This window comes from Segatella oris, from assembly GCF_900637655.1.
In the GTDB taxonomy this organism is placed as follows: domain Bacteria; phylum Bacteroidota; class Bacteroidia; order Bacteroidales; family Bacteroidaceae; genus Prevotella; species Prevotella oris.
The window spans coordinates 1,825,270-1,843,286 of record NZ_LR134384.1 but is presented as its reverse complement, the minus strand read 5'-3'; the positions used below and the strand labels follow the sequence as shown (position 1 = coordinate 1,843,286).

The 18,017-nt window shown below is 43.6% G+C and carries 13 protein-coding genes; 1 reads left to right on the top strand and 12 read right to left on the bottom strand.

The genetic code is table 11. The annotated features are described in order from the left end of the window. The first annotated feature begins 94 nt into the window (after positions 1-94). Positions 95-661: a hypothetical protein gene (locus EL210_RS07680; protein WP_018920346.1), complete on the top strand. Its 567-nt coding sequence runs from the start codon at positions 95-97 to the stop codon at positions 659-661. Positions 662-802: 141 nt separating this feature from the next. On the opposite strand, the gene EL210_RS07675 is transcribed toward EL210_RS07680, so the two are convergent. The 12 genes from EL210_RS07675 to EL210_RS07620 form a co-directional block, all read right to left on the bottom strand. Beyond that, entirely contained in the window at positions 803-2,794 is a 1,992-nt protein-coding gene (locus tag EL210_RS07675; RefSeq protein ID WP_018920345.1) for a fructose-bisphosphatase class III, read from the bottom strand. Beyond that, positions 2,791-3,570, bottom strand: a complete 780-nt coding sequence (locus tag EL210_RS07670; RefSeq protein WP_018920344.1) for a hypothetical protein — start codon at positions 3,568-3,570, stop codon at positions 2,791-2,793. The genes EL210_RS07675 and EL210_RS07670 overlap by 4 nt, the downstream gene beginning before the upstream one ends. An 8-nt stretch (positions 3,571-3,578) precedes the next feature. After that, positions 3,579-4,721 (bottom strand): glycosyltransferase, encoded by a 1,143-nt coding sequence (locus tag EL210_RS07665; protein ID WP_018920343.1) that lies wholly within the window; start codon positions 4,719-4,721, stop codon positions 3,579-3,581. Between the two features lie 29 nt (positions 4,722-4,750). After that, a complete protein-coding gene (gene lysA / locus EL210_RS07660; RefSeq protein ID WP_018920342.1) occupies positions 4,751-5,911 on the bottom strand; it encodes a diaminopimelate decarboxylase in 1,161 nt (386 codons plus the stop codon). Positions 5,912-5,919: 8 nt separating this feature from the next. Continuing rightward, entirely contained in the window at positions 5,920-7,242 is a 1,323-nt protein-coding gene (locus tag EL210_RS07655; protein ID WP_018920341.1) for an aspartate kinase, read from the bottom strand. 38 nt (positions 7,243-7,280) lie between these two features. Continuing rightward, the gene (locus EL210_RS07650) at positions 7,281-8,015 is read right to left on the bottom strand and encodes a cell division ATP-binding protein FtsE (RefSeq protein ID WP_018920340.1); all 735 of its coding nucleotides are present in this window, start codon (positions 8,013-8,015) and stop codon (positions 7,281-7,283) included. Between the two features lie 57 nt (positions 8,016-8,072). Then, positions 8,073-8,936, bottom strand: a complete 864-nt coding sequence (gene purU, locus EL210_RS07645) for a formyltetrahydrofolate deformylase (RefSeq protein ID WP_018920339.1) — start codon at positions 8,934-8,936, stop codon at positions 8,073-8,075. A gap of 412 nt (positions 8,937-9,348) precedes the next feature. Further along, positions 9,349-10,716 carry an MFS transporter gene (locus tag EL210_RS07640; RefSeq protein ID WP_018920338.1) on the bottom strand — a complete coding sequence of 456 codons (1,368 nt, stop codon included), beginning with the start codon at positions 10,714-10,716 and terminating at the stop codon, positions 9,349-9,351. 33 nt (positions 10,717-10,749) lie between these two features. Beyond that, on the bottom strand, positions 10,750-12,918 hold the full coding sequence (locus EL210_RS07635) for a S9 family peptidase (RefSeq protein WP_018920337.1): 2,169 nt from the start codon (positions 12,916-12,918) through the stop codon (positions 10,750-10,752). Positions 12,919-13,045: 127 nt separating this feature from the next. Then, positions 13,046-14,980 (bottom strand): membrane protein insertase YidC, encoded by a 1,935-nt coding sequence (yidC, locus tag EL210_RS07630; RefSeq protein WP_018920336.1) that lies wholly within the window; start codon positions 14,978-14,980, stop codon positions 13,046-13,048. Next, positions 14,981-16,588 carry a CTP synthase gene (locus EL210_RS07625; RefSeq protein WP_018920335.1) on the bottom strand — a complete coding sequence of 536 codons (1,608 nt, stop codon included), beginning with the start codon at positions 16,586-16,588 and terminating at the stop codon, positions 14,981-14,983. Between the two features lie 68 nt (positions 16,589-16,656). Further along, positions 16,657-17,928 (bottom strand): DUF3078 domain-containing protein, encoded by a 1,272-nt coding sequence (locus EL210_RS07620; protein ID WP_026285947.1) that lies wholly within the window; start codon positions 17,926-17,928, stop codon positions 16,657-16,659. Positions 17,929-18,017 lie beyond the last annotated feature (89 nt).

Here is an 18,017-nt window from a genome sequence, read left to right as displayed (position 1 = left end):
TGAAATCTTTTTCATAACTTTACATATGAGTTTCCTTTCAGATAGAGGGACTTGTTTTAGTGAAAACGTATCTTTTTAATCGCAAATAGAAAGTATGAATCGTACGATTGCTTTTTTGCTTGGTGGGCTGCTGTTGCTCGTTTGGGTGGGGATATTACTGGGCTTCAAAGAGTTTTGTTTAGACAAGATAAAGAGTGGAGTTGGGAAATATTCGCTGGGAATGATGTTTGCCTATGGGATATTACTCTTGCTTTATGTGGCTTCGGAACATTATTTATCCCTAAAAACACTTTTACTCAACTGGTATATTGGACGTATTCCTGGCGGAATCATCTTGATTCTTGTCCCTGCCTGTTATTCTATCTTCCTTATAGGAAAAGGCTACTTTAAGGAAGGAGGTGAGAAAGCTTCCTTTAAGTGGAAATTAAAGATGATGGTGTCTGTTTTCTTTAATAGTTTTCTGGCATTATTCGGGCTGATGTTCTTTTCTTTCCTCCAGCGGGGCGGTAGTTTTTCGGAGTTAGTAGCACTTATCCAAGAGGCTGCACTGTCAATCAATTGGAGCTGGATGCTTGATTTCGTGGCTTGCTGTGGACTTATCGTGTTGATTGTGTGGCTCGACCATAAGAAGCACTCTTCAAAGTCTAAGCATAAAGGGTAAATAAAATATGAAACCTTTCGCGGATAGGATCTTCGGAAAGCTTTTGCAGACAGGAGATACGCCGAACTCACGTATTAATTATTCAGCTACCTCTATAAAAGTGAGATAGCTGAAGGATTGTTTTGTGGATATACAAAGATTTTACTTCTTGCTTTCTTTTTCTCCGATGATACCATGGCGGTAGGCATAGAGAAGTTCTTCAAGATCTTCAATCTGTTTCTTGAGTTCTATGCCCTTGTCGGTATCGGCAACAAGCATTCTGTGACTGCTCATCTCAACAATCTGGGTCGTAGACTTGATATCTGTTCCACGCTGAACGGCATCGGCTGCACTCGTGAAAGGTTCGTGCTGTACAAGTTGGAAACCGCGGCTGTGATAAACCAATGTGTACCCGGCGATGCCCGTTTCTTTGTGGTAGGCTTGGGAAAAACCGCCATCGATGACCATCAGTTTCCCCGAAGCCTTAATGGGGTTCTCACCATTGGCCACATGCACGGGCACATGTCCGTTGATGATATGTCGGTTGGCTCCCTTCACACCGAAAGCATCAAGGATATAGTCTACAATCTTTTCATTGTCACGCAATAGGAAATAGTTCCCTTTTTCTTCTTTGTGGGTAGATTTGTCGGCAATGAAATAGCGTTCAAAGGTAGCCATTTTATCCTTGTCGAAAAGGGGACTGTTTGGGCCACACCAAAGGTAAATGAAGTAGTCAATGGCATATTTTTTTTCTTCCAATGTACTGTCGTCTTGGAAAGCCGCGCGTATGAGCATGCCTGTCTGTTGCATGAGTTCACGCCCTTTATATTTTCTTCCAGGTTCAATTTCAACTTCTTTCAGTGTTCCATCATCGTTAAGAGGAATTGAGGCGTGGAACAGCAGGTTGTCATTGCGAATGGCATACATGCATCCATGTTGTAACATGAGACGGATATGTTTGTGGAGTTTCTCACTGACACGGAAGGAATGATGCAGTTTTCCCATCAAGGTTTTTTCTTCGAATGTGAGTGCGCAGGGATGCTTGGGATCAATCGTCGGGAAGTTACAGCTCGTCAGAGGATACTCCTTCCCGTCAAGCAATATCGTACCTTTTTCGTAGTTTATCATCTTGAAAAGTTCACGGTCTTGCATTTTCCACTCGGGATGGGCTTCAAAGAGTTGAGCTTCTTCCTTGAATTGTATGACGGCAATAGCCTTATGCATCTGGGCTGTCAGGCGGAGTGTTTTCTCATCCACCTGCTTTGCTCCGCCACTGAGACGCGGCATGAACTCCTCACAGGGATCGTCCTTGTAGACTTCCATGGCGAATGTGGCTAATGGGACGAGATTGATGCCATATCCTTCTTCAAGGGTTGTGAGATTGGCATAGCGCAGGCTCAGACGGATGACATTACAGATACAGGCATCATTCCCTGCGCAAGCCCCCATCCAGAGAATATCGTGATTACCCCATTGTATGTCCCAACTATGGTAGCCAGCCATGGTGTCCATGATGATATGTGCACCCGGGCCACGGTCATAAATATCGCCCAGAATGTGCAGTTGGTCGATAGCTAATCTTTGGATAACGTTACATATGGCAATGATGAAGTCATCTGCACGCCCAGTCGAAATGATGGTATCAACTATCACGTTGACATAAGCAGTCTTGTTTGAATTGTTCTCGGTGTGTTCATGCAGCAATTCCTGTATGATATAAGAAAAGTCGGCAGGTAGAGACTTCCTTACTTTTGAGCGTGTGTATTTGCTGGAAACAGTCCGGCAGACTGCTACGAGTTGATGAAGCGTGATGTGATACCAGTCGTTGATATCCTCTTCTGTGACTTTGACTAATTCGAGTTTCTGTTCTGGATAGTAAATCAGTGAGCAGAGTTCCCGTTTTTCTTGTTCGCGAAGAGTGTTTCCGAAGAGTTCGTTCACTTTTCGTTTGATATTTCCAGATGCATTTTTCAATACATGTTGAAAAGCTTCATATTCACCATGTATGTCGGCCAAAAAATGTTCAGTGCCCTTGGGTAGGTTGAGAATGGCCTGCAGGTTGATGATTTCTGTACTTGCATTAGCTATTGTTGGAAAAGAATTGGCCAACAATTGCAGATAACGCATATCTTTTTCAATGTTGTATTTCTTCATAATGTTGCTGAGTTAATATGTTTAGTTAAACGACCATTTGTGGCAGGGATGGGCATGAAGCCCTCCGTGAGTTGTGATTTTTTTTCCATGACAGTCTCTAAACCGGAGACAAATCTATAAAGCTTAAGTTCTTTGAGAATAGTCCCTAATTTATCTTCGTCATAATCAGCGGTGAGCATCAGTTGACTTTGAGCATCTATATCTTGTTGGAGAATTTGACGGCGACCGTATTTATAATGCAGATAGAGAAAACCTTTGAGCACAGCATGCATGATTTCATCGTCGATAGGAGTTTTCAGTTTAGTGATACTGGTATCGATATCAGCTTTAACCTGTTCATCATGTTGTTTCAGGATTTGCTGGTATAACTGTTGCAATTCACTATTGAAGAGCGTCTGTGTGGTATCAACAGTAACAGCCGGATTCTTCATCAGGATGACATTGGCATCGGAATATCTTTTCTTGATATAGTCGTATTCAGCTTTGCCTGTGGTGTGTATGAACAGTTGCTTGGCAAGTGAGTGATTAATAGGTTTCTCACTCCATGGTGCAATCTCAGACAATGGAGAATATAAAATGGGAATGCGTTTCTTCTTTGCACAACGGATTTTTTCTACAACCTCATGTGAAGGCCTTCCCAAGACGTGCAGAAGATCATATTTTTGGTCATCCGCCAACGTTGTTTGATTGGCTTCCCATGCCTTTTGCAATACTTCTATGAATGCAGCCTGTTGTCTATTTGCTTCAAGCGGGGGATGAAAAAATCTGATGCGCATGTTGTTGTCTATAATTTATGACTTGTGAAATCACTTTTGTCAGCGTGTATATAGCAGAACTTATATCTGAGGTTTCGCCATGCCAATAGCATCTCAAGGAAGAACATGCTTCCTTTCCTGATGTTTTCGTCAAGGTGAGAAATGGCTTTGGAGGCAAGGATTGTGCGTCCGGTAATAAGGAGTAATAGAGAAAAGAATGCGCATCCGAGCAATATCCAGTTCTGCATAATGCCAGCAAAAACGCCACATGTAAGAGAAGCAAGGAAACTGAGATGTAGTGTCATATTTTCAAAGAGGGTACAAAGGCGATTTCCCATATAGCCTTTGAGTAATGGCTTGGAAGCGCGAAAATAGATTTTACGATTGTACCATGTCTTTTTGCTTGGATCTTCTTCATACAGCCATGAACTTCTACGAATATCAATGCGTGTGGCATTGTTTCGCCCATATTTGTTGGCAAGGAAATCGTATTCGCCGCGGATCAATTGTAGATTGCCACGGAAGCCTTCTCCTTTCATAAAGTGACTCTTTCGGAATGCGATATTCTGGCAGTTGGTTGCCCATGTTTTTCCACGCTGGCCGGCACGTAAACATTTGTTGGCTTTAAGTGCATGTTCAAAGCGCCAGGTGGCGGGAGTCTTATTGTCGAGAGCCACGTAGCCCATGACAAAGTCTGTGTCGGCTGTCATGTTTTGTCCCCATGAAGTCAACCAAGATTCATCGGCAGGCCTACAGGTTGGATCAGTAATGGATATCCAATCAGTCTTGGCGGCTTTTACACCAAGCGTAATAGCTAATTTTATACGGCTCATATAGCGTGAAGAATCGGGCAGATAGGTAGCATATAGATTATTATACTCACTCATCAGCCGTTTCATGAGGTTTTCTGTCTCGTGATCACCTTTGTCTGCCACAACTATCACTTGATAGCTACCTGCATATTGCTGACGTAAGAATATTGGTAGATTGCGTTGTAGCTCTGAGAAATTGTCGTGTGTGGGGATGATGATGCTGATGGGAGGAAGTTCTGTTTCTATATTTTCTCTGTTCTGTGACTTGATTTTGCACAGAAAAGGACTGGTCAGCAATGCGATGATTGCCAGCAAGATAATGGAAAATCCTAAAATTAATGTAAGTTGATCTATTATCATAAATTTATTCTCGTATCACGTCAGAGGAATTATAAATCCTCTGTAGTATATCCTTTGGGAAGTTTTCGGCAGTTGTATTGGCTGGCCATAATCTCACCATAAGCGCCAGCACTTCGGATGGCAAGTAGATCCCCGCGGTATGTTTTGTTCAATAGAACATCCTTGGCAAAGACATCACTGGTCTCACATATGGGCCCCACAACGTCATAAATCTCGGTGGGCCTATTACTACTGATATTTTCTATCTTATGAACAGCCTGATAGAGAGCAGGTCGTATAAGCTCTGTCATACCAGCATCAACGATAGCAAATTGCTTAGTATCTCCCTGTTTCACATAGAGTGTTCGGGTAATGAGACTTCCACATTGTCCAACGACTGCACGTCCCAATTCGAAATGTAGCTGTTGTCCATGCCGAAGTTTCAAGTATTTGGCATAAGTGTCGAAATAGGCTTTGAAATCGGGGATAGCTGATTTGTCTGGGTGTTCATAGTCAATGCCTAATCCACCCCCGACATTAATGTGTCTGACGGATATACCATGTTTTTCCAATTGGTTTTGTAAATCATTGATGCGTCTGCAAAGTGCAACGAAATCGGACATGTCAAGAATTTGACTTCCGATATGGAAGTGTAGACCTATGAATTTTACATGTTTCATATGTAAAGCACGATTGATGATGCTCTCCATATCACGCATGGCAATGCCAAATTTGTTTTCGGCCAAGCCTGTCGTAATGTTTGAATGAGTGTGTGCTCCTACATCAGGGTTTATTCTGAAAGCTACATTAGCCATCTTCCCTTTGGTTCCAGCCAGTTCATTGATGACTTCCAGTTCGGGAATACTTTCTACATTGAAGCAGAATATTTCATTATCGAGTCCAAGATTGATTTCCCAATCGCTTTTGCCCACGCCGGCATAGACAATTTCAGAGGCAGGGAAGCCAGCCTCAAGTGCAGCTTTAATTTCGCCTCCGCTGACACAGTCGGCCCCAAGACCAGCCTCATGAATGATTTTGAGAAGCTTGGTGTTGGCATTTGCCTTGATAGCATAGTGTACGATGTAGTTGCTGTGTTTGTTGGCTTCGGTCTTGATCTCTGTCAAAGTTCTTCGCAGTAACTCCGTATCGTAGTAGTAGAAAGGCGTTGATAACCTCTGAAACTTCTCAATATTGAAAATTCCTTTCGTCATGAATGCTTCTATTTGTTGGCAAAGAGGATTGCACTTAAGCTTTGAAGAGCTTGCTTTTTGTCTGCTTCTCTAATCAGGAATGAGATGTTATGATTGCTTCCGCCATATGAAATCATGCGCACGGGGATATTCTTCATAGCATCAAGAGCTTGGCTTTCGAAGCCAAGATTGTTCCAATCGAGATCGCCTACAACACAGATAATGCACATGTCTGTGTCGACAGTCACCGTACCGTACTTCTTTAGTTCATTAACGATTTCGTCCAAATGCGTATTGTTGTCTATGCTCATAGATACGCCAACTTCACTGGTGGTAATCATATCAATAGGGGTCTGATAGCTTTCGAAAATCTCAAATATTTTTCGAAGGAAACCTGTTGCCAATAACATTCGGCTACTCTTTATCTTCACTGCAGTAATATTATCTTTAGCAGCTACGGCCTTGAATTTTCCTTTGACAACAACGTTATTGATAAGTGTTCCTTCGGCTTTAGGATCCATGGTGTTCTTTAATCTCACGGGGATATTGGCATACTTTGCAGGCAGGACGCAAGTAGGGTGGAGGATTTTAGCACCAAAATAGGCAAGTTCTGCAGCTTCGTCAAAGTTTAATTGGTGGAGTGCCTCCGTATCTTCAACAACCCTCGGGTCGTTGTTGTGCATGCCGTCAATATCCGTCCATATCTGAATTTCCTCTGCAGGAAGCGCAGCACCAACCAAAGAGGCAGTATAGTCACTTCCTCCACGCAGCAGATTGTCAATCTCACCATAGGCATTACGGCAGATGAAACCCTGAGTAAGATAGATTTGATATCCTTCATTGGCTTTCATGATTTCAGATAGCTTTTCCTTGATGGTCTGTAGGTCTGGTTCTCCATTCTTGTCAGTTCGCATAAAGTCGAGAGCATTGAGCAATACGGCTTTGACACCATTCTCTTGCAGGTAGTTTACCACCATGTTTGTACTCATGATTTCTCCCTGAGCGACAATGCTTTTCTCTTCAAAACTCGTAAAGAGATTTTTGGTGAACGAGCGCAGATAATCAAATTCATCATGTAGGAATTCACGTGTCTTCTGCTTGTAGACTTCAGTAGTATAAAGTTCCTCAACATGAAGCATGTATTTATTTTCAAGGCAGTTGATTATCTCGTTTGCACCGTCAGGATTTTTCTTGTAGAGATAGTTAGATATTTCGACAAGAGAGTTTGTTGTGCCGCTCATGGCCGAGAGAACAATAAATGTTGGCTCACCAGTTTCTGTTATGAGAGAAGATACTTCCTTTATCCTTTTTGGCGAACCAACGGAAGTGCCCCCAAATTTCATTACTTTCATGATAGTAATATATTTGATTTCAGAGTTTTACATTTGTTTCATTGGTCATTGTATGCTGCATCTTCACTGAGATCCATTTTGTTGTATTCAGTGGTCACATCATTAATTACACCATTTTTGCATCTGTAGACAATGCCAGGATACTTGTTGAGCATTGGAATATTGTGTGTGGTTATGACGACGGCCGTGCCTGTTGTCGTGATGTTTTTCAGCAGGCTAATAATCTTGCAGGCGGTCTCTGGGTCGAGATTTCCTGTAGGTTCGTCTGCGATGATGATTTTAGGCTTATTCAGAATGGCACGTGCAATGGCCACACGTTGTTGTTCCCCTCCTGAAAGTTCATGAGGCAGTTTATCTATTTTATCGAGCATGCCGACATCGGTTAACACACTTTCAATACGCTCATTGATTTCTTTGTTATCTTTCCAACCAGTAGATTTCAACACGAACTCCAGGTTTTTACGTACAGATTTTTCGTGTAGAAGCTTGAAATCTTGGAAGATAATCCCCATTTCTCGGCGCAGTGCGGGTATGTCATGGCGTTTTAAGGTGATTATATCACGGCCAAGCACTTCGGCTTTCTCTCCTTCATTACCATCTTCATGGTAGATGTCAAGTTCACAATAAAAAGTTTTGAGTAGACTCGATTTCCCCGAGCCGACTGTACCGATGATATACATGAACTCACCTTCGTCAACGTGAAAGTCTACATTTCTGAGAATCAGACTGTCACCTTGATATATGTCTATGTTTTTATAATCTATCAGACTCATTTTATTATTATTGCTTTATTTTATCATGTAATTTTGTGTGTCTTTTAATCTTGTAACCTATGAAAAGATAATTGTCTTGTTGTGGTAAACCAGTATCTTTCGTTCAATATGCTTTGTCACAGCACGGCTTAATACAATCTTTTCCAAATCTTTTCCTTTCAGCACAAGACTTTCGGGGGTATCTTTATGGGAAATACGTGTGACATCTTGGTCAATAATTGGTCCTGCATCAAGTTCTGCCGTGACATAGTGGCTTGTGGCCCCGATAATCTTGACACCCCGTTCCCAGGCTTGATGATATGGCTTAGCGCCCACGAAGGCTGGAAGGAACGAATGGTGAATATTGATGATATGATAGGGATAACTCTTGATCATATCATCACTGATGATCTGCATGTAGCGTGCCAAAACGATAAATGTCACCCGTTCCTTCTTCAGAAGTTCCATCTCTGCAGCTTCCACTTCGGCCTTATTGCTGTGGTCTTTCTTGATAGACCAGACATAATAAGGAATGCCGAACTGCTTGGCAACATAACTCAAATCTTCGTGGTTGCTCACGATACATGGAATCTCTACATTCCATTCACCAGCCTTGTAGCGTGCCAAAAGATCGTATAAACAATGACTCATCTTGCTGACAAAGATAGCCATGCGTGGCTTCTCATCATTAAAATAAAGATTGAAATTCATGTTGTAGCGTACTTTGTAGAGCGTGTTTATGATATCCTCAATCTTCTCTCTTGGTATCATGAAATTCTCCAAATCCCATTCCAAACGCATAAAAAACATGCTGTCCTCACAATCAACATATTGGTCAAGATAGACAATATTGCCATGATTGTCTGTGATAAACTTGGTTATCTCACAGATGATACCTTGTTCATCAGGGCAGTGGAGCAGTAGTATCGCTGTTGGTTTCATACTTGATATTTTCAATTATGCGGGATATCTTTTTCCCCTTGTTACAATATGCAAAGATAGATATTTTAATCAAGAAAGAAGAAGATACCGATTGTTTTTATTACATGAGCTGAAAAGTATGGCCTCAATGTAGTTCTGTAGTATCGAATATGTCACGTGGCAGAATAAAGAGTTTGAAGGTGATTGTTCTGGCTGACCCTATCAAGTTGGTTGGCAGTTCTCCTATAGGAGCAGCAATGAAAATGTATGATACAGTTCCTTTTTCAATCTCTTTGTCATTATAGAAATATCTGGGGCTTAATGTAATATTCTGTGAACAGTAGTGAATTGAAAATATTACATTAGGCCCGGATTTTTGGAATGAGGAATGTGGAATTGTTGATTATACGTCAAAGCAATTCCTTATGAAGAATCATTTCTTTACGTTGGCCTGCTGCAGACCGTAGTTTTTCCTCTTGTCGATGACAAGTAAGGCTGAGGCAACGATGATGGCCGCCGTGCCGCAACCGATGAAGAAGGTTTCCATGCCCGTGAATGAGGGATCAGCCTTGTTGATTTTGCCAATGGCCATTGGGACGAGACTCAGCCCGATGTTCTGGATGTAGAAGATGATGGCATAGGCTGAACCTAACAGTTTCATTGGAATAATCTTCGGGACACTTGGCCACATGGCTGATGGAACCAAGGAAAAAGCTATGCCCAGGACAATCATCATGATGACGGCAAACCAACCGACCGGCAGGATGTGGAGCATGAAAATGACGTGTACAAGAGTCAGCATCACACTACCGATAAGCATGAGCGTTGCTCCTTTTCCAATGCGGTCGTAGATAGTGCCGAAGAGAGGGGTAAGGATGATTGTTCCGAGGGGAATGGCACCGGGCAGAGAGCCGGCAAGACTGCTCGGTACGCCATAATTCTCGACCATCAATTTCGTGGCGAATTTAAGGAATGGAAACACACCGCTGTAGAACATCAGACAGAGTAGGGTGATGCACCAGAAGCCAGGGTTGGTGAAAATAAACTTCAAATCGGCAAAGTGGAAGCCCTCGTCATCGGTGGGCTCACTCTGTGCTGATGCTTCGGTGGAGGCGTCGAGTTTCTTGTCCATTACGGTGTACACGATGAAGGCTAAGAAGCCTGCAATCAACAGTACGAGCCCCAAGAGGATCGGAGCACTGACATGGTTGCCGAAAGCTTTGGCGAGCGGGAGAGAACCTGCCATGGCTGCTGTTGTGCCGAGTCGTGCCAGTCCCACCTGTACGCCCATGGCAAGGGCCAGTTCATGACCGGTGAACCATTTGGTGATGACTTTCGAAATGGTGATACCGCAGATTTCGCATCCCACGCCGAAAATGGCAAAGCCCAATGAAGCCACAGCTGCTGACATCGGGAGAGAGAAGTTGACGAACTGTAAGGTAAAAGTGCTGTCGCCGAAGTCGGCTGTCACACCGATATACTTGATGACCACACCGACAACCATGAGTCCGCTGGCCATGACCCCCGTAAACCGTATGCCCATCTTGTCGAGGATAAGCCCGCCAAAGAAGAGCATGAGTAAAAATACGTTGATGAGTCCGTAGCCCCCTGCAAAGAAACCATAGTCGCTTGAAGACCAACCGAGGCCACCTTGTGCCTTGGATGTTTCGAGCAATACTTCGAGCGGAGACATTACATCGGTGATAAAATATCCCATCATCATTGTGAAGGCTACAATGAAGAGGGCAGTCCAGCGTGCTCCCGCACTGTCACTGAGTTTTTTTCTGATGAGCTCTGTCATTTTCGTTTATTTTCTGTTATTTGTTTTATATGTTTATTTCTTCAGCCATTTATCAAGCCACTCAAAGAATGTGCGTTGCCACAGTATGCCGTTCTGGGGTTTCAGCACCCAGTGGTTCTCGTCGGGAAAGAGCAGCATTTCGGCAGGAATACCACGCAGGCGTGCTGCATTGAAGGCCCCCATGCCTTGGTTGGCATTGATGCGGTAGTCTTTTTCTCCATGAATGACGAGAATTGGCGTGTCCCATTTGTCAACAAATTTATGGGGACTGTTCTCATAGGTTTTCTTTGCCCGTTCGGTCAAGTCTTTGTTCCAATAGGCATCCTCGTATTCCCAGTTGCTGAACCAAACTTCTTCCGTGTCGGTGTACATGCTCTCAAGATTGAAGGCACCGTCATGGGCAATGAATGCTTTGAAGCGTTTGTTATGGTGGCCGGCAAGGTAGTATACTGAAAAGCCTCCGAAGCTGGCCCCTACACATCCTAATCGGTCTTTATCCACAAATGGGAGGTTGGCAGCGGCATCGTCTATTGCGCTTAGATAATCGTTCATACACTGTCCAGTCCAGTCGCCGCTGACTTCTTCGTTCCATTCGCTTCCAAAACCAGGAAGGCCTCGGCGGTTAGGGGCAACAACCACGTAGCCGTGAGCAGCCATAATGAAGAAATTCCAGCGATAACTCCAGAACTGGCTTACAGGACTTTGCGGGCCTCCTTCACAGAACAGCAGCGTAGGGTATTTCTTGTTGGCATCGAAGTGTGGTGGCAGAACAATCCACACTAATTCTTCTTTGCCGTCTGTTGTTTTCACCCATCGTTGTTGGAGTGTAGGCATGGCCAGTTGATTGAGAATATGTTCGTTCTCAAAAGTCAGCTGGGTAAGCTTACTTTTTTTCTCAGTCTTAGAAGGAGTAAGCAAGTATAAGTCATCGGGCTGGAGCATAGAGTGGCGCGAAACCAGCAGATTGCGCGTGTTGCCTAATGTTTTTATACTTCCAAAATCATACCAACCATCGGTCAGTTGCATGACTTTGCCCTCAAGCGTAGCCTGATAGACATTTATGCAGGCATGCCAGCAACCAAGGAAGTAAACGCTCTTGCTGTCGTTGGCCCATACGTATTCATCAACGTTGCTGTCAAAATTGTCTTTATGAATCAGATAATGCTTTTTCCCTGTACTTATTTCCATGATACAAAGACGGTTGAGATCACTTTCATAGCCGTCATGTTCCATGCTCTGCCAGCTGATATACTTGCCGTCAGGAGAGAATTTCGGATTGACATCATAGCCTACCTGCATGTCGCCATTCTGATGGTTCACCTGCTGTCCTTTCATCGTTTTGGTGGCATCAATTTTCGGTTCCTGATAGCCTTCCGGCTTACAGAGATTGGTCGTTTTTCCCGTTGTCAGACTGTAGAGATAGATGTCTGTATCCGTGGAAATGGCATATTGTGTGCCTTCTTTCTTTCGGCTGGTATAGGCGATGCTCTTAGAGTCTGTGCTCCAGGCAAGCTGTCCGATACCCCCGAAAGGTGCCACGGGAGACTCATAGAGCTCACCCTCCATGATATCTTTTCCTTCATCGATGCCATTTGCGGTTACATCGGCCACGAAAGGGTGGGCGATAGTTTCCACGTAATGATCCCAATGCCGATAGTTCATGTCTGTAATCCGCAGACCAGTAGCCTTTGGTAAATCAGAAGGATTTTGTCGGATAGTTCCATGATAGGGGATGCTTTTAATATATACCACCTTTTTCTCATCGGGCGAAAAGGTAAATCCTTCAATGCTTCCTTGGGTGTGGGAGAGTTGCTGTCGGTTCTTTCCATCAGCTGTCATTACCCAAATCTCACCATCACGGAGAAAGGCTATACGTTGTCCTCCCCCGATCCATACAGCATCACTCTCATTCTTGTTGTCCATTGTAAGTTGGCGCTTGTTCTTTCTGTTGGCGTCCTGGACAAAGAGCATGGTATGGCTTTTATTTTCTTCTACACTATAATAAGAAACCTGATAAACTATTGATTTGCCGTCAGGAGAGGGGGACGCTCCTCCAATACGCCCCATTCCCCATAGGACTTCCGGGGTCATGAGGTCGGACTGCAGTTTCATGTTGTTGGGGCCGATCATTGTCTGAGCGTTCGTTTGGGGCGATATAGCCAATAGTTGGGCTATCATCGCAATAGCAATACATTTATTCATTCTCTGTAACTGAAAGAACCACAGACTCTGCAAAAGTAGGTCTTCACTTCTCTCTCCATAGCATTATATAAAAGATAGAAAAAGATTGTAAGACCGTAAGCTTGCATACTCTGTGGTTGTCTGTTAGTTAAAGTTCTCTTTTCTTTTTATTGAGTTCTTCTTGTTTACGGTGAAGTTCTTCCTGTTGTTTTTTCTGCATATCCTGAATGGCCTGCAGGCGAGCAGCCAAACCGCTCTGTTTTTTAGGATTGGCCTTGTTTTCCTGATAGCGTTGTTCAAGGATTGCGAGCAATTTCTCGTCGTTCGTTGTCTTGCGTAGTGCCCACATGATGGCAGCACTGAAGAAAAGACTCACAAAATAATAGAAGTTTAGGCCTGCACTGTAATCATTGAACATGAAGAAAAACATCACTGGCATGAGGAACATCATCCATTGCATCATCTTCATCTGGTCAGCCTGTTGACCAACCATCTGGTCCTTTTGCTGGCGCATGGTCATCACTGTGTAAAGCACATTGGCGACACAGAACAGAATACAAGTGAGACTCAAATGGTCACCAATAAGCCATATGTTGTGATTCCATTCCCATATAGGGTCAAAGGTACTGAGGTCTTTTATCCATAAGAAGCTTTCACCACGTAGTTGGATAGCATTCGGTACAAAGTTAAACATGGCAATCCAGATTGGTGCCTGAATGAGCATTGGCAGACAGCCTGACAAGGGGCTTACGCCATATTTGGCATATTCTGACATCATGGCCTGTTGCTTCTGCATTTGGTCTTCAGGCTTGTTGAATTGCTTGGTTGCCTCATCTAATTTCGGTTTCAGCACACGCATCTTGGCACTGCTCATATAGCTCTTCTTTACCATCGGATAGGTGAGGAGCTTCAATAAAAGAGTTATCAGAATGAGCACAATGCCCATGTTGATGTTCATGCCCGTGAGAAAATCGAACACATAAAGTGTGAACCAACGGTTGATGATGCGGAAGAGTGGCCAGCCAAGATATACGAGACGTTGCATCTGAAGATCTTTACCAAAGTGACATTCTCCTTCCATTTTCTGCAGGAGACGGAAGTCATTTGGACCATAATAGAAATCAAATTCCGACGCTTGCCTACCGGTTGGATCGAAAAATGTCTTCATCTTGGCTTCATATTGTTTCAGATATCCGCTTCCTTTTTCTTGTGGAATGGAGGTCATCAGGGCATTGCTCTGAAAATCATTCTTGGCAATCATCACCGCACTGAAGAATTGATTCTTGAATGCAATCCAATCAATCTTGTCCTCAATAGCTTCATCTGTAATTTCTTTACCCTCGTTGAGATAATCTGTTCCACCCTCTGACTTGTGGTAGGTGAGAGTGGCATATCTGTTTTCAAAGGTAAAGCCTCTTTCCTGTTGGCGTACTTTGTCTTTCCAATTCACGTCCATCGTCTGTGTACCCGGTGAGAAAAGACCTGACATACCCTGTGCACTCAATTGCATGTGAAGCATATAGTCCTTGCCCAAGACATACTTTAGGGTGAGTGTCTTTCCTTCACCGGCATTGGCCGTGAATGTGACTGTGGAGTCTGTTACTTGTGAAGGAACAAAATAAAGGTCAGAGGTGTTGATATTGGTTTCTTTGGCACTAAGCATATAACTCAGGCTTTGGTCAGCGCCATTGAAAAGAATTACATCTTTCTGATCGGCTGAACCATCTTTAACTTTGAGATTATGGCCTACGTAACCTTTAATAACAGCTTTCTCTACAGTTGCTCCTTTGGTATTGAGCGTCAGTTCCACTTTCTTGTTCTTCAGAACTATCTGTTCGGCATTGCCAGTAAGAGTTTTGTGGAAGAGCGACGTTGTGTCGTCCAATATCTTCTGTCTTTCAGCCTGTTGTTTTTGTTTTTCGGCCAGCTGGGTAGCCTTTAGTGATTGGCTTTTATTGACCTGTTCAATAGAGTCCTTTACAAAGGCGGCACGCTGTTCTTCTGCAGAAGGTTGGTTATACCAGCTGAAACCTATCAGAACGACCGCGATGAGCAGAAAACCGATAATGTTGTTCTTATCCATTTATTTTTTCTTATTTGCTATTGCTGTTTTCACAAAATCCACAAACAGAGGGTGTGGTTTGAGGACTGTGGATTGATATTCCGGATGATATTGTGTGCCGATGTACCATTTCAAGGTCGGGATTTCTACGATCTCAACCAAATCACTCTCTGGGTTCTTACCCACACACATCATGCCATGTTTCTCGAATTCTTTCTGATATTCGTTGTTGAATTCATAACGATGACGGTGACGTTCCTGGATATTCTCTTTCTTATAGATATTGAATACACGGCTTCCTTGTCTGAGCACACATTCGTAGGCACCTAATCGCATCGTTCCTCCCATGTTGGAAATATTCTTTTGTTCCTCCATGATATCGATGACATTATGGGGTGTTTTCTCATCCATCTCACGGCTGTTAGCATCAGAATATCCCAAAACATTACGTGCAAATTCAATGACCATCATCTGCATACCCAAGCAAATACCGAAAGTCGGTATGTCGTGGGTGCGTGTGTAATGGGCTGCTATGATTTTTCCTTCGATACCACGTTGTCCAAATCCCGGACAGATCACGATGCCGTCTTGACCTGAAAGTTTGTCGGCAACATTGTCTTCGGTGATACCTTCTGAATTGATAAAGCTGATATTGACCTTATAATCATTGTAAGTTCCGGCGTGAGAGAGGCTTTCACGAATACTCTTATAGGCATCCTGTAAGTCGTATTTGCCAACAAGACCGATGTTGACAGTCTCTGTAGCATGTTCTCTCCGTTCGATAAATTCCTTCCAAGGTCCCAATGCCGGTGTCTTTCCGATAGGCTCTCCAACCTTCCGCAGGATAGCTTCGTCAAGCTTTTGGTTTAGCATATTCACCGGCACTTCATAGATAGAGGGCAAATCTTCACTCTGTACGACGCAGTCAAAATCAACATTACAGAAAGCAGCTACCTTTTTCCGAATAGCATCATTGAGGTGCATTTCCGTACGGAGCACGAGGATATCGGGTTGAATGCCGATGCTTTGAAGTTCCTTTACGCTATGTTGTGTGGGTTTGGTTTTAAGTTCTCCGGCTGCCTTGAGATAGGGTACATAGGTCAGGTGGATGCTGATGGCGCGTTTTCCTAATTCCCATTTCATTTGTCGGATAGCCTCCATGAAAGGAGCACTCTCAATGTCACCAATGGTTCCTCCGATTTCGGTTATCACAAAATCGTAGTGATATTTCTGTCCGAGGTGCTTGATGTTACGTTTTATTTCATCAGTGATATGTGGTACCACTTGAATGGTTTTGCCCAGATAATCCCCACGGCGTTCCTTGTCTATAACGGCCTTATAGATGCGTCCCGTAGTCATACTGTTGGCTTTTGTGGTCTGAATACCCGTGAAACGTTCGTAGTGTCCTAAGTCTAAGTCGGTTTCCATACCGTCTGCAGTGACATAGCATTCCCCGTGTTCATAGGGATTAAGCGTGCCCGGATCAATGTTGATATACGGGTCGAACTTCTGAATAGTGATGTTGTAGCCTCTGGCTTGCAGAAGCTTTCCGATGGAAGCACTGATAATTCCCTTGCCGAGCGAGGAAACTACGCCACCGGTGACGAATATAAACTTTGTTTCAGCCACAATAATTATGTCTTTATTGGTTCAGCGTGCAAATTTAGTCTTTTTTCATGAGATAGGCAAACGTTTCTTTAGAAAGAATATGAAAATCCAAGACTTGCATATTCCTTGAGTTGCCAGTAACCATATTTACCGTCACGTGATGCACCATCATCAAAGCGAGGATAGATGAAAATATTTGTACTGATATAGCGGTTGAACTGGAAGACAATGGTGTTTTCCCATTCTATCTCCCCACGTCTGTAGGTCGTGTACCCATAGAGTCGCGTTCTCCATTTTATCATATCGCTCATTTTCCAGGACAGATCAACCGTACATTCTGAACCGATATCGTGCAGGGTATGTCTGCCTTCCTTGAGTCCATAGCGTTTACTCAGGTCGAGTCGGCTGACATATCTGAAGTTATAGGCTGCCGGAGCTAAATGGATAGTGCCTGTGAGTCGTTTGTCAAACCATGACACCACGTAATCCATACCGACAGAAAGGTTGATATTCAGCGGGTTAATGAAGTCACTGTAAACAAAGGTGTCGTTGTTCTTGTAGCCTCTCATGAACTGCGTATAGGCAATGAGTTGGGTGGTATAATACCATCTGTTTGTAGCCTGGAAACCTAATTTCCCCGTATAACGCAACAGGTCTTCACTGGTTTTGAGTTTATGAAGGTTGTCGCTGCGTGAGGTCTGGAAGCCAAGTTTCATTTCGAGTTTGTTGTCCCATTTCACCTTTTGTTTGTTGTTATAGTTGGCTTGCAGCGTCACGGCTCCAACCATACTGTAGTTGCTTTCGCCTCCTTTGTACCAGTTGTTTGAAACATAATTCTGTAGAAACTGGAGGTAGTAGTCTCCATGATAAGTCCAGAAGTTGGGCTTATAGATTTCAATACTGGCATCTACGTATTCGGGTTCAGTCGTCTTCGGAGATATATGTTCACTAAGATGTTGGTTATTAGGCCTTATAGCCTTATCCACTTCAAGTGTCGGTCCAATGATATCGAGGTGACTTTCCGTAGTCTTTACGAGGTCAGGACGACGGAGGTAAATATTCAAAAGGGCATCATCAAGCAGCTTGGTTAAAGTCGCTGAATCTGTCTCTGCAAATGAAAATATTCTGTGACTGACACCCTTATAAAAAGTGGGAGGCAGAAAGAGCCGGGCATAGTTGGCTTGAGAGAAAGGCAGTTGAGTGTCTGCAAGTTTCCTTTGCGTGGTCATAAGGCTGTCAATGTAGCGCTCTGCAATGGTGTGAGGCTTGCTTGCTGACGGCATGCGAAAGGTCTGTGCCTGTGTTTGGAATGCCATTCCACAGGCGAGAATGAATATGGATATCGTTGTAATTCGTCTCATAATGCGCACAAAGGTAATGCAAAAAATGCAGAAAACCAAAGCCTTTGGAAAGGAAAAAAGCAGTATGCTTGTGCATGAAAGGGAAAAGT